Here is a 21,707-nt window from a genome sequence, read left to right on the forward strand (position 1 = left end):
TGAATCCCCGGGAGCATAGCTAACTATGTGACTGGGGTGAGTGAGCGAAGCCAACAAAGAGGCAACTTGAAAGATAACGGGTATATCTATTTAGGAGACATCGGGTAAATATGAGCCGTAGAGTTGCCACTATCACCCTAAACCCTGCTTATGATTTGGTGGGATTGTGCCCGGAAATCGTCAAAGGGGCGATCAACCGAGTGCAAGCCGCTGGACTACATGCTGCTGGGAAAGGCAATAATGTTGCTAAAGTTTTGCGTGACTTAGGTATTGATGTCACGGTGAGTGGTTTTTTGGGTAAGGAAAATCAGGAAGGATTTCAACAATTCTTCAATGAAAATGGTATGGTAAATCGTTTTCATTTAGTACCAGGCAGAACACGGATTAATGTCAAATTAACAGAAGGAAGCGGTGAAGTGACAGATTTTAACTTCACTGGTTTTTATGTCGGTGAAGCTGAATGGTCGGGATTTGTTAATGATTCGCTTTCATGGCTTGGACAGTTTGATATGGTTGTTGTCAGTGGTAGCTTACCGGCTGGTGTCTCTGCTGAATCGTTTACCGACTGGATGGCCTGTCTACGTCAGCTTTGTCCTTGTATTATTTTTGACAGCAGCCGTGAAGCATTGGTTGCAGGGTTAAAAGCATCCCCTTGGTTAGTGAAGCCGAATCGCCATGAGCTTGAAGTATGGACGGGGCGTCTGTTACCTGAGTTATCCGATATCATCATAGCGGCACATCAACTTAGGGATCAGGGAATTGCTCATGTTGTCATATCATTGGGTGAGCAGGGAGCATTATGGGTTAATGCGTCTGGAGCATGGTTGGCGAAACCACCACATTGTAAAGTCGTCAGCACTGTTGGGGCTGGTGATTCAATGGTTGGTGGCTTGGTTTATGGTTTGCTGATGCGGGAATCCAGTGAACATACGTTGCGATTGGCGACCGCTGTATCTGCGCTTGCCGTTAGCCAGCCTAATGTAGGTATCAGCAATCGTCCTGAATTAGCTGCCATGATGGCTAAAGTTGAACTGATACCCGTTAGATAATGCTTTAATTAAAGAATAATTAATTTTGTTGTAATTTCAGCCAGGCAATTTCTTGTGGCCAAATATCTGGGTTTATTGTTTCAAGGATGAGTGGAATACCATCAAAACGAGCATCTTTCATAATATAACTGAAAGGTGTTTTACCAATATTTCCTTCTCCAAGGCTATGATGTCGGTCAACACGGCTGGCAAATTCACTTTTGGCATCATTTAAATGCATTCCGCATAAATATTGAAAGCCAACAATTTTTTCAAACTGTTGAAAAGTTTGTTTACAAGCATCGTTTGTACGTAAATCGTAGCCAGCAGCAAAGGCGTGACAGGTATCAATACAGACACCCACTCGGTTTTTATCTTCAACTCCATCAATAATTGCTGCCAGATGTTCAAATTTGAAACCCAGATTAGTGCCTTGACCTGCCGTATTTTCAATAACAGCAATGACTCCCTGGGTTTGATTAAGAGCAATATTGATAGATTCCGCAATACGCGCCAGGCATTTATCCACATCTATTTTATTGAGATGGCTGCCAGGATGGAAATTCAATAAATCGATCCCTAATTGTTCGCAACGTTGCATCTCATCAATAAAAGCCAGTCGGGATTTTTCCAGTGCTTCAATTTCTGGGTGACCAAGATTAATCAGATAACTGTCGTGAGGGAGAATTTGTCGGCTACCATATCCATAACGTTCACAATTTTCTTTAAATTTATCGATAACGTCAGCGGCTAAAGGTGGAGCATGCCACTGGCGCTGATTTTTTGTAAATAGGGCAAAGGCGGTCGCTTTTAGTTCGTGCGCCCGGATAACCGCTTGATCAACTCCACCGGCAGCGCTGACATGTGCTCCAACAAATTTCATATTTTTCTCCTTCTTACTTTACGTCATTATGGCATTGTTCAATCACTCAATGAACCTTAAGAACGGAAAGGTTATATACCCGTTATCTTTCAAATTGCCTCTTTGTTGGCTGCACTCACTCCGGTCACATAGTTCGCTATACCCCCGGGGATTCTCTCCCTTGCCGTCGTGATGCATCTTGAAATCCATAAGGTATATGTTGCTGAAATAAAATTTCTCCGAGGGGATTCTGATCAGCCAAACAGATGTTGAATGCCAAGATTGATCAAAAGACCACCCGCCATCAGCCATACAAACAAAATTAGAGCTAATAAAATGGGTTTAAATCCGGCCTGACGGATGGCACTCACATGAGTAGTTAAACCCAGTGCCCCCATTGCCATAGTAAGCATAATAGTATCAATATTAATCAGAGAATTAACTATTGCAGCAGGGAGTAAATTGAAAGAATTAAAACCCGCTATTGCAATAAACATCACCGCAAACCAGGGGATAGTCATTGGTGTTTTCTCCTGATGGTTTCTGCCATTTTTAGTGTGGGCACGGCTAATGTAACGGGATAATAACAACAGGAATGGCGCCAACATCATGACCCTGATCATTTTACTGATAACGGCTGCGTTTTCCGTTTGATCGCTAATAGCATGCCCAACAGCAACAACTTGAGCAACTTCGTGAAGGGTGGAACCAGTAAAGATGCCGAAAGTTTCCTGAGTAAGTGGTAACCACTGATAATGCTCATTGAGTTGATAAAACCACGGATAAATGAAAATAGCGATAGTGCCAAAGATGACAATTGTCGATACCGCAACAGCAACTTTACTGGCAGGGGCATTCACTACTGGTTCTGTTGCCATAATAGCTGCTGCGCCGCAGATACTGCTGCCGGCACCAATCAGTATTACCGTTTGTTGGTCTAATCCAAAGAGTGATTTGCCTAGCCACATTGCAATAAAGAAAGTGGAAGACAACATAGCAGCATCAATCAGAAGGCCGGTAATGCCAACATCGGCAATTTGTTGAAATGTCAAACGGAAGCCATAAAGAATAATACCTGCCCGCAGAAGATAATGTTTTGAGAAATGAATACCTTCATCACAATAAGGTTTGAGTAAAGGATAGACAGTATTACCGGCAATGATCCCTGCAAGGATCGCCAGTGTTAATGTGCCCAGTCCCATATTAATAAACCACGGAATATTTCCGGCATATATTGAAATTGCAGTAAGTATTGCCGCTAATATTAACCCAAGTATTAATTTCATACCGGGAATAGATGATTGTTTGCTGAATTTTTTGGCACGAATGTCAGACATAGATGTTTTTCACTTTGCTTATATGTTTTTAAACATAAGCATATAGCAGACTGATTTATCATTAAAATTGATAATTTATTTATATGTAATCTAAAAAATTGGTAAGAAAGTGGATTTTTGTTAAGTTGTCTATTGCCGTATAAAATTAAAGCAAGCTAACTTTGACTGACACCATATTTTGCGAGGCAATATGCACATCACATTGAGGCAGTTGGAAGTTTTTACTGAGGTATTGAAAAGCGGTTCAACGACGCAAGCCTCTCAGCAATTGGCGCTATCTCAGTCCGCGGTGAGTGCCTCATTAACGGATCTGGAAAGCCAACTTGGCGTACAGCTTTTTGATCGGGTAGGAAAGCGATTGGTGACGAATGAACATGGTCGTCTACTCTATCCCAAGGCGTTGGCATTGCTAGAGCAAGCAGGGGAAATTCAGCAGTTATTCAAACAGGAGTTAGGAGCGTTACGTATCGCTGCCAGTAGCACCATTGGTAATTATATGTTGCCGGAAATGCTGGCAAATTATCGTCAGGATTTTCCTGATACGCCGCTAGAGTTAAATATCAGTAATACGCAGGATGTCATCAATTCTGTGCTGGAATTCCGTGTTGATCTTGGTTTGATAGAAGGTTCCTGTCATAGTCCTGAGTTGATAACTCAACTATGGATGGAGGATGAGTTGGTTATTTTTTCTTCTCCTGAAAATCCGCTAGCTAAACAGGATCTAAAATTGGATGATTTAGTTAAGGCATCATGGATATTAAGGGAGAGGGGGTCGGGTACAAGAGAAGTGCTGGATCATCTGTTGTTTGTCCATTTACCTGGGTTCAAGATTTTGATGGAATTGGGAAATTCTGAAGCGATAAAACATGCGGTCAAATTTGGTATGGGCATCAGTTGTTTGTCCAGACGAGTCGTTGCAGAGCAATTGCAAAATCGTACTTTACTGGAGTTAAGAGTGCCAGAATTAAGACTTTTCAGAACATTGTACCTGATTCATCATCGGCAAAAGCATATGTCTATCGCACTGCAAAAATTACTCAGTTACTGCCGGTAAATTTTACGTTTTGTTTAAAATCCAAAATTAGCTGTGTTACTTATAATTTTCTCTAAATTATGAAGGTATCTTATAACAGTGCTTCCTCGCTATTTTGATAGTGAGGATTTGTTACAATCCGCCATCAGATTTATTTGCAGCTAACAGGAACAGAATGTCTCAACAACAAAAAAGTGTTTCCCGGAAACCAGCAACGCAACATTTGCGACGTGAATTGAAAGCTCGGCATCTGGCGATGATTGCCGTTGGCGGATCAATAGGCACCGGGTTATTCGTGGCTTCAGGTGCGACAGTTTCACAAGCAGGGCCTGGCGGAGCATTACTTTCCTATGCATTAATTGGTTTGATGGTTTATTTCCTGATGACCAGTTTGGGTGAACTGGCCGCTTATATGCCCGTTTCCGGTTCTTTCTCAACTTACGGTTCCAAATATGTTGAAGAAGGGTTTGGTTTCGCTCTGGGTTGGAACTACTGGTACAACTGGGCGGTGACTATCGCGGTGGATTTGGTTGCTGCCCAATTGGTCATGGGTTATTGGCTGCCGGATATGCCGGGTTGGATCTGGAGTGCGTTGTTCCTCGCGCTGATTTTCCTACTGAATTTTATTTCAGTGAAAGGATTTGGTGAAGCTGAATACTGGTTCTCTTTAATTAAAGTCAGCACGGTTATTGTTTTTATTGTGGTCGGATTACTGATGATAGCCGGCATCATGAAAGGGGCGGAAGGTGCTGGATGGCATAACTGGACTATTGGTGATGCGCCTTTTGCCGGTGGTTTCTCTGCCATGATTGGCGTGGCAATGATAGTTGGGTTTTCTTTCCAGGGAACTGAGTTAATTGGCATTGCGGCGGGTGAGTCAAAAGATCCGGCAAAAAATGTTCCCAGTGCTGTACGTAAGGTATTTTGGCGTATTCTGCTATTCTATATTTTTGCGATCCTGATTATCAGTTTGATTGTTCCTTATACTGATCCAAGCCTACTGCGTAATGAGGTCGGTGATATTAGTGTTAGTCCGTTTACGTTGGTATTTGAAAACGCTGGTTTGTTATCCGCCGCAGCTATGATGAATGCGGTTATTTTGACGGCGGTGTTGTCTGCGGGTAATTCAGGTATGTATGCATCGACTCGTATGTTGTTCACATTGGCAAAAGAGGGTAAAGCACCGAGGATTTTTGGCAAATTATCCAAAGGTGGTGTACCGCGTAATGCCTTGTATGCAACGACGGTGGTTGCTGCGTTGTGTTTCCTCAGTTCAATGTACGGTAACCAGACCGTCTATCTGTGGTTGTTGAATACTTCTGGGATGACCGGTTTTATTGCATGGTTGGGGATTGCTATTAGCCATTATCGTTTCCGCCGTGGTTATGTAGCTCAGGGGTTGGATTTAAGTAAATTACCTTATCGTTCAGGATTTTTCCCGGTTGGCCCAATCTTTGCGTTTGTTTTGTGTCTAACCATCACATTAGGACAGAATTATCAGGCATTTCTACAAGATAAAATTGACTGGTATGGTGTAACTGCAACTTATATTGGTATTCCATTATTCCTGTTGATTTGGTTTGGTTACAAATTAGTTAGGAAAACTCATTTTATCAAATATAGCGAGATGAAATTTCCTGATATCGCGAATCAGTGAATGTAAATACGTTAAATCGTGATTAACAGGCCGGTAGGAATCTTTGAAAAAATTCCTACCGGCTTGGTTTTATGATTTTTTTAATTCGATTCACGATTAATTTATTATTATCTTAATGTTTTATTTATTTGAGTAGATAAGCCGTTTTTGATAAGAAATTAAAAGAATACACTCATTTTGTGATCAAATAGGTATTTTTTATTTTTCATAGCGTTAATTCATACAATTAATCACGTAATTTACCAAAATTTGTGTAGATCATATTGATAAGTATTCTCATTTGTCCTATTGTTAGTACCATAATTATTAATATGAAAGGGCTAACAAAATGAAATTTATGTCGCGATCCATAGCAAAGAGTATCAGTGTCGGTCTGTTAGCGGGTTCGGCAGTCATGGCAAGCTTCGCATCATGGGCTGAAACGGTCACCGATATAGTTGGTCGTACTGTTGAAGTTCCTGAGAATGTAAATCGTATTTTGTTGGGCGAAGGCCGTTTGTTCCACGCTATCGCTTTACTTGAAGGTGATAAACCACTGGCCCGTATTGCGGGTTGGCAAGGTGATTTCCGCAAACTGGACCCACAGTCTTACGCCGTCTATAAAGCTAAATTCCCTGAGATTGATAAGGTTCCTTTGATTGGTAACACCAGTGCTGATAGTGTCAGCTCTGAAAAAGTGTTAACCCTCAATCCGGATATCGCAATTTTTGGCTTGTCTGGTCATGGTCCTGGTAAAAACAGCGAATTGGTCGCCCAACTTGAAAAGGCAGGTATTCCGGTTGTATTTGTTGATTTTCGTACTGAGCCGTTAAAGAATACGCTGCCGAGCATTCGTATGCTAGGTAAAGTACTAAATCGTGAAAAACAAGCGGCAGAATATGCCGATTTTTACGAGAAAAATGTAAAACTGGTGACTGATATCACCAATAAAATCCCGGAAAAGAAAAAACCAACAGTATTTATCGATTTGAGAGCGGGTGCTTTTGAAGATTGCTGTGCGACTGCCGGTGATGGCAATATGGGTAACTTTATCGATTTGGCTGGTGGTAAAAACATTGCTAAAGGTGTTCTGCCAGGCGCACTTGGTAATATGAACCTCGAAAAAATTATTGCGGTTGACCCTTATATTTACATTGCTAGTGGGGCAAAAGCGCCAGACAGTAATGAGCCTGGTGTAAAACTGGGAGCGCAATCTACGCCTGAACTAGCAAAAGCTAGTCTGAAACAAATGACTGAACGTAAAGGTATTAGCTCGTTGACTGCGGTCAAAGAGGGCAGAGACTATGCGATTTGGCATAACTACTACAACTCTCCATATAATGTGGTAGCGACTCAGGTATTCGCTAAATGGTTCTATCCTGAGAAATTTACAGATTTAGATCCGCAGAAGACACTGAATGAATTACACAGTAAATTCCTGGCAGTTGATCCATCAGGGGTTTATTGGATCAGTGAAAAATAATCAGTAAGTCAGGTAACGGGAATAATGAGTGCCACTACCGAGCCGATGCCAATGGTGAAACAACAATTAGATGACAGCAGTGTAAAAGCCCATTACCAATATATTTTACGCCGCCGTATTGTGATGATGGTCTTCATCGTGCTGATTATTGGTGTTTCACTGGTATTAGATTTTACGATAGGTCCATCAGGTTTATCTTTGTCATCTCTCTGGCAGACTTTAGTATCGCCAGAGAGTGTGGATGCGGGTACACGGGTAATTGTTTGGGATATCCGTTTACCCTATGCCCTGATGGCGGTAGTGATTGGCCTGTCCCTCGGGCTGGCTGGCGCGGAAATGCAGACGATCTTAAATAACCCATTAGCCAGTCCCTCTACTTTAGGGGTTGCCCAAGCGGCTGCATTTGGTGCTGCGTTGGCGATTGTATCTGGTATTGGTATTCCAGGCGTGCCTGATCAATGGTTCATTTCTGCGAATGCTTTCATTTTCGCCTTGTTGGCCGCATTGGTGCTGGATACGATTACTCGTTGGACACGAGTTGCTACGTCTGGGGTCGTATTATTTGGCATTGCATTAGTCTTTACCTTTGAAGCATTGGTTTCCATGATGCAGTTTATTGCAACGGAAGATACCCTTCAGGGGCTGGTACTTTGGACAATGGGTAGCCTTGCCAGAGCAACCTGGATAAAACTGGGTGTTATGTTATTGGTGTTTTCCGCCGTTTTTCCTATTTCAATGATGAATTCTTGGAAGCTGACAGCGCTGCGCTTAGGTGAAGATCGTGCAATCAGTTTTGGTATTGATGTTCGTCGTCTGCGCCTGGGGACATTATTGCGTATCAGTATTCTTGCCGCTTTAGCAGTTGCATTTGTTGGGCCAATTGCCTTTATCGGTTTAATTGCGCCACATATTGCCCGCATGATGTTTGGTGAAGATCATCGTTTCTATTTGCCAGCCAGTGCCTTGATTGGTGCACTGGTGCTGTCTATGGCGTCCATCGCCTCGAAAAACTTGATCCCGGGTGTTGTTATTCCGGTTGGGATCGTTACTGCGTTAGTTGGGGTTCCATTCTTCCTTAGCATAATCTTACGTAATAGGGCGAATATATGAATCCGGGATTAACCATTAACAATTTTTTTGCAGGTTATCCGAAACATTCGGTTATTGAAAATCTGAATGTTGCTCCGTTGCCTCGTGGGAAAATTACAGTATTGTTGGGGCCAAATGGTAGCGGTAAATCAACACTTTTGCGTTCTTTGGCTGGTTTAAATCGTGCAAGAGGCCAGCTTTGGCTTGATGATCAAGATTTGATGAAGATGAGTTTTGTCCAGCGATCGGAAAATGTGGTTTATTTACCACAAAGCTTACCTGCTGGTGTTCATTTGCATGTACTGGAGTCGATTATCGTTGCGCAACGGGCATCCGGAGGGCGTCATTCTGAAACCAGCGAAGAAGAAGTGATGTTGCTGTTACGTCAGTTGGGGATTGAGCACCTGGCGTTATGTTATTTAGATCAGTTATCTGGCGGTCAAAAACAATTAGTCGGATTGGCACAATCGTTAATTCGTAAACCAGCATTATTATTATTAGATGAACCACTTAGTGCGCTGGATTTAAATTATCAATATCACGTAATGGCGTTGGTGGCACGAGAAACTTATCAGCGGAATATTATTACTGTGGTTGTTGTGCATGATATTAATATCGCTTTGCGTCATGGTGACCATGTATTAATGTTGCAAAAAGGGCATTTAATTGCCGAGGGAACTCCTGAGCAGGTTATTACGCCAGATAGTCTGGCACAGGTTTATGGTGTCAAAGGCAGAATTGAACGTTGTTCTCAGGGTATTCCTCAGGTATTAGTTGATGGATTGGTTTCAAAGCTAGTGAGTGAGAGTTCATTTTAACTTATTATTTAAGCTATATTTTTAATAAAGCGTAGGCGCAGAATGCGCACAAAAATCAGAATGTGCATTGTCGTATATGAGGAGTGGTTTATTTACCTTGTATTACTGTGTATTTAAAAGCTAAGCCATATTTGAAAGCTACAGTTTTTGTCTGGTTAATGCTGAGATTCATTCTTTACTGCGAAGAATAGTAAATGGAATAAGTTAATAAGATGGATTGTTGTAATTAATAAAAAATATTGTCTTATGTCTTATAGCAATAAGATATAAGCAAAATAATAAAACTACACAGAGGTAAATATTTTATCCTCGTTATTTGAGCACATGTTGATTATCCATTTTTATAGATAAATAAAGTGTAATTATATCTCTTGGAGAATCGGGAATGGGTGTTTTTAATCAAAGAAAAATCGCGTTAGGTATTATTGCTGCAATCTCATCTGGCTCAGTTTTTGCGGCTAGTAGCAGTAATGACACTATTCTTGTCACTACGGCAGCTGGTTTTCAACAGAAAATTGAAGATGCGCCAGCGTCTATTTCTGTGGTGAGCCGTGAACAATTGGAAACTAAGGCTTATCGTGATGTGACTGATGCACTGAAAGATGTGCCAGGTGTCGTTGTTACAGGTGGTGCTAGCAGCAGTGACATCAGTATTCGCGGTATGGCGTCTCAATATACAATGATTCTGGTTGATGGTAAGCGTGTTGATACCCGTGGTACTCGTCCAAACCGTGATAATTCGGGGATTGAACAGGGGTGGTTGCCGCCATTGGCCGCGATAGAACGTATCGAGGTTGTTCGTGGTCCTATGTCTTCTCTTTATGGTTCTGATGCGATGGGAGGGGTGATTAACATCATTACCCGTAAGGCACAGAAAGAGTGGAAAACCAGCTTCCGCGCTGATGGCACTTTGCAGGAGCGTTCTAAATCAGGTAATAGTCATCAGAGTAGTGTGTATACGTCAGGTCCAATTATTGATGGATTATTAGGGCTGAAAGTGAGCGGCCTGTATTCTCACCGTAATGAAGATAAATTTATCGGTGGGTTTAACAAACAGGAAATGCGTAATGGTTCAGCCACTTTCTCTTTCACTCCCGATGAGCAGAATACTTTTGATTTTGAGGCGGGACGTTATGAGCAAGATCGTGATTCTACTGTAGGGAAAACAAAGACAAGTAGTTGGCGATCTCCAGGTAATAGTGAAAGTCGATATAAAAGAAATAATTACTCTATCACCCATAATGGCGTTTACGATTTTGGAACGTCGACAACGTACTTCCAGCGTGATGAATCACGTAATCCTGGTCGTGATATGAAATATTACGATAATCTGTTCAATACTCATACAGTGTTTATGTTGGATGATCATTCATTGAGTATAGGTGGTCAGTATCGTTATGAAGATTTACGCGATGAAGGGAATCAATTAGCTTCTGCTAAAAATATCAATAAGCTGAACCGTTGGAGTTGGGCGTTATTTGCTGAAGATGAATGGCAAATGACCAATGACTTTGCTCTGACCGGTGGTATCCGCATGGATAAAGACGAAAACTTCGGTGACCATTGGACTCCACGTTTGTACGGTGTATGGCATGTTGATGAGCAATGGACGATTAAAGGAGGCGTTTCTACAGGATATCGTTCACCAGAATTACGTCAGGCAGCATCTAATTGGGGGCAGATTACGGGTGGCGGTGGTGATCCAGCGATTATCGTCGGTAATCCGGATTTGAAACCGGAGAAGAGCTTCAATCAGGAAATTGGTGTTATCTGGAACAATCGGGATAACTTTAATGTCGGTTTAACAATATTCAACACTGAATTTAAAGATAAAATTACTGAATTACGTCGTTGTACCGATCCAAGTGGTAAATCTCAGGGTAAATGTGTTATTGATGGCACTGCTTATAAATTTATCAGTGACCGTGTGAACATTGATAAAGCCAATATGCGTGGTGTAGAAGCGACGATGAACTGGGATATTGTTGATAACTGGGTATTGGCTGCAAACTATACGTATACTGATTCTGAGCAAAAGAGCGGTAACTTCAAAGGGAAGCCTTTGAATAAGATGCCTAAACATATGGTGAATGCAACCTTAAACTGGCAGGTTTTACCAGAAATGCAAACTTGGGCGCGTGTTAACTACCGTGGCAAAACGTCGAATTATTTATCACGTACCTCTATGGGGACAGGAACACCGTCTTATACCTTTGTGGATATCGGTGTCAGCTATTATCTGGCTGAAGGTTTACGCTTGGTAGGGGGGGTATATAACGTGTTTGAAAAACAAGTGACTGAAGACACCCATGATATAGTATTGGATGGCCGTCGTTATAACATTGGTATTAATTACGACTTTTGATAATGCGTTCTAACTAACTGTTTTATAATCCTCCTTGTTTGTCGCTGACAAGGAGGATTTTTGTTTTTTGCTTATACCGGTAAAACTGAATAGAAATCCGTTTTGTGTTGTGTTAAAACTTAGCCATATCAAAGAAATGTATATGACACCGTCAAATTCCATAGCGTCATCAATGAGTGTGGTAAAAAATAATGAACTTTTAGTGTGGTGAGTATTGCTATTTCAGGTCTTCAAGTGCAGAATTCGCCCACTAGAGAATAACTGATGCGTTTATATGCGTCGGTTATTTTTTTTGCTTTGACTTATTTTTTACTATACCAGAGGCCGGACTCTGAGCCGGATAGATAATTGGCCCACGATCAACCGCAATGAGAATCGGTTGCCGTAATGAGGAACGCTAATATGGAGCAATTATTTCCTTTCGCACTTGTGCCAATTGGCACATGCTGCTGCATCGATGACTATGGAGCATTGAGCTCTGCATATAATCCAGCCTCTAATTCTACTGCCTATAGGCAGAAGCGAAGTCTTCCCAGTAACTATCGATTAAGTAGTGTCATAACACGAATCGGAGTTATGGGAGGTTTTGCTCATGACTCATAATACTGTAATCACACTAGGCACTAACCAGACTGGTGCTAACAATCGTGTTCAGCTCAGAAAAACACTGACCTTGGTTCAGGTAGTGATGATGGGTCTTGCTTATCTGCAACCCATGACTATCTTTGATACTTTCGGTATTGTTTCTGGTTTGACTGACGGTCACGTAGCGACATCCTACGCTATTGCTTTGATCGCAATTCTATTTACCGCCGTGAGCTACGGGAAGTTGGTAAAACGTTTCCCATCTGCTGGATCTGCATATACTTATGCACAAAAATCCATTAGTCCGCATGTTGGTTTTATGGTGGGTTGGTCATCGCTATTGGACTATATGTTCATGCCGATGATTAATATATTGTTAGCGAAAATTTATCTTCAGGCCATTTTTCCTAGCGTAGATCCGTGGATCTTCGTTGTGGGTTTTGCATTACTGATGACAGCCTTTAACCTGCGTGGCATTAACGTTGTTGCTAATCTCAACACGGCTATTGTTATTGTTCAGGTGGCCATTATGGCCGTATTTGTGGGTTTACTGATCCACGGTGTGTACAACGGGGAAGGAGTAGGAACTTTATGGAATGCGAAACCATTCGTTTCTGAAGATGCCCATTTGATCCCAATGATTACTGGGGCGACGATTTTGTGCTTCTCATTTCTAGGGTTTGATGGCATTAGTTCGTTGTCCGAAGAGACTCCGAATGCTGGTAAGGTGATTCCGAAAGCGATTTTCCTGACAGTATTAATCGGTGGTGTTATCTTCATTGCGGTTTCTTATTTCTTGCAGCTCTATTTTCCGGATATTTCTCGGTTCAAGAACCCGGATGAATCTCAGCCAGAAATTATGCTGTATGTAGCAGGTACCCTGTTCCAATCCATTATTTTGGTGTTCTCTTGTGTCACTGTTTTGGCTTCTGGTATGGCGGCTCACGCGGGGGTTTCCCGTTTGCTCTATGTTATGGGGCGCGATGGTGTATTTCCTGAGAAAATATTTGGCTATGTTCATCCAAAATGGCGGACTCCGATAATCAACGTATTGTTGGTAGGCACCATAGGGTTATCTGCGATTACCTTTGATCTGGTTACTGCAACAGCTCTGATTAACTTTGGTGCGTTGATAGCGTTCACCTTTGTAAACTTATCAGTCATTTCTCAATTCTATATCCGTGAACGTCGTAACCGTACATTAAAAGATACCATTAATTTCTTGATATTACCTGTGATAGGTGCTTGTACTGTTAGCGTACTATGGATGAATCTGGAGCAAAGTTCTATGGAATTGGGGCTAACTTGGGGAGCAATTGGTCTGGTTTATATGGTATTCCTGACCCGTCGCTTCCGTCAGCCGATGCCTCAATGCTCTGAAATGGTTTAATCTTTAGTAAAAGAATAATGGCACCGAATTTGGTGCCATTATTTTTACTATGTTGCTAATTTTACCGTAATAGTTAAGGAAAAGGAGCTTAAGAAAAAAAACAGCGAGGTCGCTTACAGATAAGAAAAATTTCAACGGTAAACGAAGAAAAACAATCTATGCTCTGAGAGGTAATTGTATATTAAGGAAGAGACTATGAATGATGCAAAGACCTCTCAAAATCAGCAACTCATTACTACCCTGACCAATATTGTCGGTAAATCTCATATCCTGACTGCTCCCCATAAAACTGAACGTTATCGTAAAGGCTTTCGCTCCGGCCAGGGAGATGCTTTAGCCGTTGTATTTCCCGGCTCGCTGGTGGAACAGTGGCGTGTGTTTAAGGTCTGCGTTGAAGCAGATAAAATCATTTTAATGCAGGCGGCCAACACGGGTATAACTGAAGGTTCTACCCCGAATGGTAAGGATTACGATCGTGACATAGTCATTATTAGCACGCTGCGCATGAATAAAATTCAGATTTTAAAACAGTGTAATCAGGTAGTTGCATTACCTGGCAGTACATTATGGCAACTTGAACGGGCGCTCAAGCCGTTGGGACGTGAACCACATTCAGTTATCGGTTCTTCCTGTATTGGCGCTTCCGTGATTGGGGGCATCTGTAATAACTCAGGAGGTTCTTTAGTTCATCGTGGGCCGGCTTATACCGAAATGGCATTGTATGGACGTGTTAATGAGTGTGGTAAGCCAGAATTAATTAATCATCTGGGTATCTATTTGGGAGAAACACCAGAAGAGATTCTCTCTTGTCTGGAAGAACAGCGTTACAGTGATCAGGATGTAGAACAGGGTCAGCGTAAAGCATCTGATCATGAATATGCCCAACGAGTACGTGACGTAGATGCTGATACTCCATCTCGTTTTAATTCTGACGAGCGCCGTTTATTTGAAGCTTCAGGTTGTGCGGGTAAGTTGGTTGTGTTTGCTGTCCGGCTCGATACTTTTCCGGCAGAACCTTTGTCTCAAGTATTTTATATCGGTACCAACCAAACTGGCGTATTGACGGAATTGCGTCGTCATATATTAGCAAATTTTCATAATTTACCGGTGGCGGGTGAATATATGCACCGGGATATTTTCGATATTGCGGAAACTTACGGTAAAGATACTTTCATCATGATTGATAAGCTTGGCACGGATAAGATGCCGGCTTATTTTACTTTGAAAGGGAGAATGGACGCTATTTTCAACCGAATTCCATTTTTACCTGTCAATCTTATCGATCGCATTATGCAGGGGTTAAGTCGTTTACTTCCCTCCCACTTGCCTAAGCGTTTGAAAGAATATCGTAATCGTTTTGAGCACCATTTGATATTAAAAATGTCAGGTGATGGGATTGAAGAGGCCAGAAGCTGGTTGGAAGAATATTTTAGCCGGGTGGAAGGGGATTTCTTTGCTTGTACGCCGGAGGAGGGTGCTAAAGCGTTCTTGCATCGTTTTTCCGCTGGTGGTTCAGCGATCCGTTATCAAGCGGTGCATAGTAACGAAGTAGAGAATATCTTGTCACTTGATATCGCTCTGCGTCGCAATGATCGTGAATGGTTTGAACAATTACCCCCAGAGTTTGATGATGTATTGGTACACAAACTTTATTGCGGGCATTTTATGTGCTACGTGTTTCATCAGGATTACATTGTGAAAAAAGGGGTGGACATACAGGCATTGAAAGAAAGAATGATAGAGCTGCTTGATAAACGAGGAGCGGAATATCCCGCAGAGCATAATGTGGGTCATCTATATCAGGCTAAACTTCAACTTAAGGCTTTTTATCGGATGACTGATCCCACTAACACTCTCAATCCCGGAATTGGGAAAACATCCAAGTTGAAAAATTGGGGTGAAAGATCTTAATGTCAATATTCTCAGTAGTTACAACGTCATGTTGGCACTAGGAAAGTTTAAATCTGTAAAGATTGATGAGAGAGTTATCCTGTCAGAAAGGCGAGTATATATGACTCGCCGTTTTATATTTACCTATTGTCTGTTTAATTATCCGACCAGTTTTGCCGCATACTCCATGAGTGCTTTAAGTTGACGGCATTTTTCTTCGTTGCCTTGATATTCAGTGAAGAGTTGTTCAATTATGAAGAAATATTCACTCAGCTTATCTTGAGTGAATACATCTTGACGATGACGTAACCAGTGTTGTTGTTCATCGTAAGTTAGAGTAGCAGGGTAGTTTCTGGCTCTATAGCGGAATAACAGCGTTTTAATACGTGGGTCCTGAAAAGTCAGATCGAGTGCAGGTAAATTCTGAGGCAGTGTCTCACGGATAATATTCATTGCTGCTTTATCGGCACTGCTAAAAAAGCCATCATACAGCTTAGCGTCAACATTATCGGATTTAGGGAAAGGTTCAGCCTCTGCAAATAGTTCTACAACTTTTTCTCTAATTTGTGGATTATTTCGCAGAATAGCCAGATTTCTTTCACAATGATCACGATCTAATCCGATACGTTCAGCGTCTTCTGTCCGCAAAGTATTATCGGGGGCGACTATTGGACACTTATTAATATGAACCAGTTTTATCGGGACTGGTGGTTGATCTGGCTGTAATTCATCATGGCGGGTATATAGACGTTCACGCAATGTATCTGCATCCAATTCCAGTAATGGTGAAATATCTCCGGCTAAATCGCACATAATAACCGCATTCTGATTGACTGGATGCCAGGCAAGAGGTGCAACCAAACTGAGGTTGCTGCGAGCAGCGCCAAACATCCCGGAAACATGAACCAGTGGTTTCATTTGGGGGATATCGATGAGAGTGTTAATTTTCTGCTTATTTCTTAACTGAAAGAAATAATTGAACATCCTTGGCTGTACTTCTTTGAGTAATTTTGCCATTGCAATTGTGGCGTAGACATCGGACATAGCATCGTGAGCATGTGAATGTTCAACGCCATTTGCCTTGGTCAGATGTTCTAGTTTAAAGCTGGGCAGACCCTCTTCATTCTCGGGCCAGACAATACCTTCGGGACGCAAGGCATAACAGGCACGTAATACATCAAGTAAATCCCAACGGGAATTACCTTTTTGCCAACTATAAGCGTATGGATCATAAAAATTACGGTAAAAAATATTACGGCTGACTTCATCATCAAATCGAATATTGTTATAACCGAGGATACAACTGTTCGGTACACTGAATACATTATGAATCTGGCGGGCAAATTCCGCTTCATTGACCCCTTTTTCTAATGCAATTTGCGGAGTAATACCTGTAATCATGACAGCTTCTGGTTGTGGCAAATAATCATCAGCAGGTGAACAGTAAATAACTAATGGCTCTTCAATAATATTGAAATCCATATCAGTACGAACACCAGCAAATTGAGCCGGTCTGTCTAAGGCCGGATGTTGACCAAAAGTTTCGTAGTCGTGGATGTAGAAAGTGGGTTGTTCGCTGTTATTTTTCACTGTTGTTCAATGTCCAATGATGTTAATTGTTTGTTTTTTCAAAGAATGGACGACATTTTTGCCATAAAATAGAGACAATGGTTGTTTACTATCTTAGAGAATCTGGTAATTGCAATCAATATTGTATACCCGTTATCTTTCAAGTTGCCTCTTTGTTGGCTGTACTCACTCACCCCGGTCACATCGTTATCTATGCTCCCGGGGATTCGCTCCCTTGCCGCCGCGATGCATCTTGAAATCCATAGGGTATATACATGTTTTCCTGCTTTTTGTTTTGCGATTGGAGGCCGATTATTAACATTTTGGGTACTTGGAATAAAAAATTGTCTATTTTAAGACCATTTACCCTTGACAATATTGACCTGCCTACCACAGCATGCATCGAAGTATTGAAAAAATAAACGAGGTGAATATGTCAAATTTAATTTATTTAACAGTTAAAGGTCAAAACCAAGGGTTAATTTCTGCTGGTTGTGGCAGAAGAGACTCAATAGGTATCAAAGCGCAAAATGGGCACGAAGATAAGATCTTCGTCTATAGTCTGCAACATCTTATGACTCGCAAACAAAATGTTTCACATCATCCGGTAATTATCACTAAACCTATTGATAAAGCTTCTCCTTTATTAGCAAAAAGCTTGGATGATAACGAAAGGTTAGAGTGTTTTCTTGAATCTTACCGTACCAGCGAAAACGGTGGACTTGAGCTTTACTATACAATTCGTCTTGGGCAAGCGTATATTGTTAGTTTAAAATCAGACCACCCGCATTCATTAACCAGTAATCATATGATGCCACAGGAAATTCTTTCAATAGTATATGCCAATATTACCTGGAATAATGTGGCGTGTTCAACGAGTACGTATAGCATTTTGGATGAAAGGGTTTTTTAATGGATGGAGCTAAAGAAATTGCTGAAAAAATGGTTTCGGCTATTAACGATGACAGTAGCTGGCTTACTGGGTTTGCTGAGGGAATATTAGATATTCCGGTGGATTTTTATTATCTTGGTTATGATTATCTTGATACTGATCATCGATGGGATAATGAAAATGACAAATATCGTTTTGTTGGATTGGTAAAATCAGAAGCAATTACGCTTAATAATCTTGAAAGGGTGGTTCAGATTATTTTTGAAGATTACTTAGGTAAGCTGAGTGAAGAACAAAAGCAACGATTAATCGAAACGAAAGCTGGGAAAATATTTGGGGGTATGATTTCGAAATATGCCATATTCAGAGGGAGTCTTGGTGCTTTTTTTGGTACAAAATGGTTCACTAAACTTGGAGGATCTGTTGCATTTACTGCGACCTTGGGGATTGGGGCGTCAGTATCCAGGGCTATCTACACTTCTAGGGAATTAGCTCAAACAAACCCGAACTTATATATGTTATTAAGGAGAGAAGGTAACTTAGATTTACTCTATTTTTTAGTTAAGAGTAAAATGGAGCCATATGTCAGAGCATTAGAAGTGTATGATGAAAATCGAGATTTATTTAATGAAATATTTGATGAATTCTCTGTAGGGCTAGATCAATGAAAATAGTAAGCATATTGATGAATACAGTGGTGCATATAGTACAGGCAGTAATGGGTACTATATGTGTATTTTCAGTCATAAGTTTAGTCTACTTTACTTTAATGTCAACATTAGAAAATCGATATCAGTATGCGATAGTTGCAGGTATATGCTTGGCATTTTCTGTTTTTTTTTACTACATCACAGAAAAAATAAAAGAAAAATGTGGGTTATTCCATTAGATTATGAAAAATGGTTCACTAAGCTTAGGGGATCTTTAACATTTACTGCGAGAAGGTAACTTGGATTTACTCTATTTTTTAGTTGAAAGTAAAATGGAGCCATATGTCAGAGCATTGGAAGCGTATGATGAAAATCGAGATTTATTTAATGAAATATTTGATGAATTCTCTGTAGGGCTAGATCAATGAAGATAGTAAGTATATTGATGAAAATCGTGATGCACATAACTCAAGGGATAATTGGTGGGGTGAGTGTATTTTCAGTTATTGGATTAGTTTATTTTACCTTAATGTCAACATTAGAAAACCGATATCAGTATGCGATAGTTTCAGGTATATGCTTGGCGCTTTATGCATTTTTTTACTATATAACGGAAAAAATAAAAGAAAAATGTATATTACTCCAATAGGTTACAATTAGTAAGCGTGAAAATTATTCTTTACCAGGGTGGATTCGACTAATAAATACATTTTTCAGCAGGGATTTTTTATTATCAATGGTATTATCACAGGAAGTCTATAAATACCTTTTACTAGTTTGCTGATGAATTGTTTAGGCAATTTTACCAGCAAACAGGGTATAAATAACGTTTCATAATTCTGCTACACATAGCCTTATTCAACCCATTGTTATACATAGAATTATGGGTGGCATAAGATGTAGCACTATTTTGGAATCTTATTTATAATAATTAGAATATATTTATCTTTATTAAGGATAATTAATTTCTTGAAAATGCTCATTAATAGATTCAATATACTGATCACTTAAACCAGTTTCATATTGGATTCTTTCAAGTAAATTTATTCTATTGACACTATAAAATGGTTTAATAGAAACCCCATTTTTAGGATGAGTTATTTTTATAATTGGAATTCTTGTTCTACGTGCATGGCCAAAAGAGATTTCGTAACCATTCAAATCAAAAGGAATTTTTTTCATCACCTAACCTAATTATCGTTATATTTTTCGTCAATTTTAATTATGTTTCAGCAATAAGGAAATTTTTATTTTATTATTAAGATGGGTATCACAAACATAGTCAGTTTGAGCATGTATTTAAATAATAAACTAATAAACTAATAAACTAATAAACTAATAAACTAATAAACTAATAAACTAATAAACTAATAAACTAATAAACTAATAAACTAATAAACTAATAAACTAATAAACTAATAAACTAATAAACTAATGTTTTTCTATTTAATATAAATTATCTTAAAAATAATTTACTAAAAATCCTATTTCACAAGAAATTGAAAAGTGAAAGTGTTAAGACAGTTAAAAATATATGGAATATTGGGGGGGTAACATTTATTCAAGTTTTTATTTTATTCTATATAATTAATTGTCTTTATTTGGTTTGTTTATTAATATCTAACTTAATTATTTAATTTATAAATAGAATTAACTTTATAGTTTTTTATTCATTTTGTATGAGATAATAGTGATTGATAATCGTGCACTTGAAATCTGAAAAATTTGTAGAGTAACAGATGGAATATGAGCTATAGGGAAAAACTGTGCTTCTGCCAGTGGAAAATTGGCGGTTTATTATTCATTCGCATTGGCCGATTGTTTTCGATTGAGTCAATATGCTGAACCTTTAGCAAGAAGTTAACTGGTTTATGTAATTAATGAAAATCAATAAATAACGGAAACTGACTTGTCTATTAATGGTTTTAGTCTTATTGTGTAGTCAGATTGGATAATTTGTACGTTTAGATTGAAGATAAGGTATGAAAATGGACAACGTAAATAAGCCGTCATTCCACAATGTGTTGGAGTTTGTACATATGTTTCGTCGTAAGAATAAGTTACAGCGCGAAATTGCAGACAATGAAAAGAAAATACGCGATAACCAGAAGCGTGTTTTATTGCTTGATAACTTGAGCGAATACATCAAGCCCGGTATGTCAATTGAGGATATTCAGAGCATCATTATGAATATGAGAAGTGATTATGAAGACCGTATAGATGATCATATAATTAAAAATGCGGATCTTTCTAAAGAGCGTCGTGAATTGTCTAAAAAGCTTAAAACAATGGGTGAACTCAAATAGCATCATTAAATAACCACGCATGAATGCGTGGTTATTCTTACCGACTACGCAACAGCCCAATCAGGTTTAAGTTCTGGATCAACTAAGGTATAAATCTGCTGATATGAAGATTCTTCTTCTGCCATAGTTGCTAGTTGATGTGCAACATCTTGGCGACTAACTGAACCATGAATTTCATGCTGATATCTTTGACAATGGCCTGTTCCTGGTTTATCTGTTAATCCTCCCGGGCGAATAATTGTGTAATTCAAGGAACTTGTCTGAAGGTAGCTTTCTGCCATTGATTTACGCCTGACAGATTGGCCAAACAATGATTTAACTCTGGGTGACAGGGTTTTCCAGTCTTCGCCACAACCTATTGAGGTAACGAGTAACATACGTGTTATTTCAGTTTTCTCAATAGTATCAATGATAGTCATATTGCCAAAGAGATCTGAATCAATTCCACCAATAGTAGAAAAGACGATTGCTTCTGAACTTACATGTTGTACCGTTTTTTCAACATCTTCAGCATTACAGGCATCACCTTGTATCACTTTGACACCTAAAGCACTCAGTTCAGTAGCCTGTTGAAAATTGCGGATAAGCGCAATGACGGGACGTTTTTGTTGCAGTGCGACAGTCACGAGATGACGTCCAATGCCACTACCCGCACCAAAAATAAGCCACGGTTTCATAGGTTATTCTCCTGGTTAAATAAGAAATCGAATGATAATTAATTGAACAGGGTCACGGTAATGACTGCTCAAACTAACCCTTATGTGGATAGAATAA

At 39.9% G+C, this 21,707-nt stretch carries 19 protein-coding genes; 12 read left to right on the forward strand and 7 right to left on the reverse strand.

The genetic code is table 11. The features are described from left to right. The first annotated feature begins 110 nt into the window (after window positions 1-110). A complete protein-coding gene (gene fruK, locus CKY02_RS02830; protein ID WP_112894147.1) occupies window positions 111-1,049 on the forward strand; it encodes a 1-phosphofructokinase in 939 nt (312 codons plus the stop codon). 19 nt (window positions 1,050-1,068) lie between these two features. Here the strand turns inward: fruK and nfo are convergent, their stop codons facing one another. From nfo to CKY02_RS02840, 3 genes are read right to left on the reverse strand one after another with little or no spacing between them, the layout of a single operon-like run. Next, a complete protein-coding gene (nfo, locus tag CKY02_RS02835) occupies window positions 1,069-1,911 on the reverse strand; it encodes a deoxyribonuclease IV (RefSeq protein ID WP_112894148.1) in 843 nt (280 codons plus the stop codon). A 42-nt stretch (window positions 1,912-1,953) separates the two neighbouring features. Beyond that, complete coding sequence (locus tag CKY02_RS26175) at window positions 1,954-2,088, reverse strand: hypothetical protein (RefSeq protein WP_274382134.1); 135 nt, start codon at window positions 2,086-2,088, stop codon at window positions 1,954-1,956. 56 nt (window positions 2,089-2,144) lie between these two features. Continuing rightward, a complete protein-coding gene (locus tag CKY02_RS02840) occupies window positions 2,145-3,227 on the reverse strand; it encodes a YeiH family protein (RefSeq protein ID WP_112894149.1) in 1,083 nt (360 codons plus the stop codon). A 190-nt stretch (window positions 3,228-3,417) separates the two neighbouring features. Between CKY02_RS02840 and yieE the strand changes: the two genes are divergently transcribed. The 8 genes from yieE (at window position 3,418) to dld (ending at window position 15,537) form a co-directional block, all read left to right on the forward strand. Next, a complete protein-coding gene (yieE, locus tag CKY02_RS02845; protein ID WP_112878512.1) occupies window positions 3,418-4,281 on the forward strand; it encodes a DNA-binding transcriptional regulator YeiE in 864 nt (287 codons plus the stop codon). Window positions 4,282-4,435: 154 nt separating this feature from the next. Beyond that, window positions 4,436-5,917 carry an amino acid permease gene (locus CKY02_RS02850; RefSeq protein ID WP_112894150.1) on the forward strand — a complete coding sequence of 494 codons (1,482 nt, stop codon included), beginning with the start codon at window positions 4,436-4,438 and terminating at the stop codon, window positions 5,915-5,917. A gap of 328 nt (window positions 5,918-6,245) precedes the next feature. Then, window positions 6,246-7,379, forward strand: coding sequence for an ABC transporter substrate-binding protein (locus CKY02_RS02855; protein WP_112894151.1), 1,134 nt, complete (start codon window positions 6,246-6,248; stop codon window positions 7,377-7,379). Between the two features lie 24 nt (window positions 7,380-7,403). Then, on the forward strand, window positions 7,404-8,489 hold the full coding sequence (locus CKY02_RS02860; protein ID WP_112894152.1) for a FecCD family ABC transporter permease: 1,086 nt from the start codon (window positions 7,404-7,406) through the stop codon (window positions 8,487-8,489). Beyond that, entirely contained in the window at window positions 8,486-9,286 is an 801-nt protein-coding gene (locus tag CKY02_RS02865; RefSeq protein WP_112894153.1) for an ABC transporter ATP-binding protein, read from the forward strand. The genes CKY02_RS02860 and CKY02_RS02865 overlap by 4 nt, the downstream gene beginning before the upstream one ends. Before the next feature lie 385 nt (window positions 9,287-9,671). Then, a complete protein-coding gene (locus tag CKY02_RS02870; protein WP_112878507.1) occupies window positions 9,672-11,651 on the forward strand; it encodes a ligand-gated channel protein in 1,980 nt (659 codons plus the stop codon). A 592-nt stretch (window positions 11,652-12,243) separates the two neighbouring features. Next, a complete protein-coding gene (locus CKY02_RS02880; protein WP_112894154.1) occupies window positions 12,244-13,626 on the forward strand; it encodes an APC family permease in 1,383 nt (460 codons plus the stop codon). Window positions 13,627-13,821: 195 nt separating this feature from the next. After that, window positions 13,822-15,537, forward strand: a complete 1,716-nt coding sequence (dld, locus tag CKY02_RS02885; protein ID WP_112894155.1) for a D-lactate dehydrogenase — start codon at window positions 13,822-13,824, stop codon at window positions 15,535-15,537. Window positions 15,538-15,675: 138 nt separating this feature from the next. Here the strand turns inward: dld and sbcB are convergent, their stop codons facing one another. Both sbcB and CKY02_RS24275 read right to left on the reverse strand, forming a co-directional pair. Then, on the reverse strand, window positions 15,676-17,106 hold the full coding sequence (gene sbcB, locus CKY02_RS02890; RefSeq protein WP_112894156.1) for an exodeoxyribonuclease I: 1,431 nt from the start codon (window positions 17,104-17,106) through the stop codon (window positions 15,676-15,678). 38 nt (window positions 17,107-17,144) lie between these two features. Then, a complete protein-coding gene (locus CKY02_RS24275; protein ID WP_162119863.1) occupies window positions 17,145-17,288 on the reverse strand; it encodes a hypothetical protein in 144 nt (47 codons plus the stop codon). 230 nt (window positions 17,289-17,518) lie between these two features. On the opposite strand from CKY02_RS24275, the gene CKY02_RS02895 reads away from it, so the two are divergent. Continuing rightward, window positions 17,519-17,998 carry an Hcp family type VI secretion system effector gene (locus CKY02_RS02895; RefSeq protein WP_112894157.1) on the forward strand — a complete coding sequence of 160 codons (480 nt, stop codon included), beginning with the start codon at window positions 17,519-17,521 and terminating at the stop codon, window positions 17,996-17,998. Continuing rightward, complete coding sequence (locus CKY02_RS02900; protein WP_112894158.1) at window positions 17,998-18,645, forward strand: hypothetical protein; 648 nt, start codon at window positions 17,998-18,000, stop codon at window positions 18,643-18,645. The genes CKY02_RS02895 and CKY02_RS02900 overlap by 1 nt, the downstream gene beginning before the upstream one ends. Before the next feature lie 933 nt (window positions 18,646-19,578). Here CKY02_RS02900 and CKY02_RS02910 read toward each other — a convergent pair. Beyond that, on the reverse strand, window positions 19,579-19,809 hold the full coding sequence (locus CKY02_RS02910) for a hypothetical protein (protein ID WP_040153134.1): 231 nt from the start codon (window positions 19,807-19,809) through the stop codon (window positions 19,579-19,581). A gap of 806 nt (window positions 19,810-20,615) precedes the next feature. Here CKY02_RS02910 and tmaR point away from each other — a divergent pair. Further along, window positions 20,616-20,933: a PTS system regulator TmaR gene (tmaR, locus tag CKY02_RS02915; RefSeq protein WP_112878499.1), complete on the forward strand. Its 318-nt coding sequence runs from the start codon at window positions 20,616-20,618 to the stop codon at window positions 20,931-20,933. Between the two features lie 44 nt (window positions 20,934-20,977). On the opposite strand, the gene CKY02_RS02920 is transcribed toward tmaR, so the two are convergent. Then, window positions 20,978-21,610: an SDR family oxidoreductase gene (locus tag CKY02_RS02920; RefSeq protein WP_112894160.1), complete on the reverse strand. Its 633-nt coding sequence runs from the start codon at window positions 21,608-21,610 to the stop codon at window positions 20,978-20,980. Window positions 21,611-21,707 lie beyond the last annotated feature (97 nt).

Source organism: Photorhabdus bodei, assembly GCF_003287735.1.
GTDB classification, from domain to species: domain Bacteria; phylum Pseudomonadota; class Gammaproteobacteria; order Enterobacterales; family Enterobacteriaceae; genus Photorhabdus; species Photorhabdus kayaii.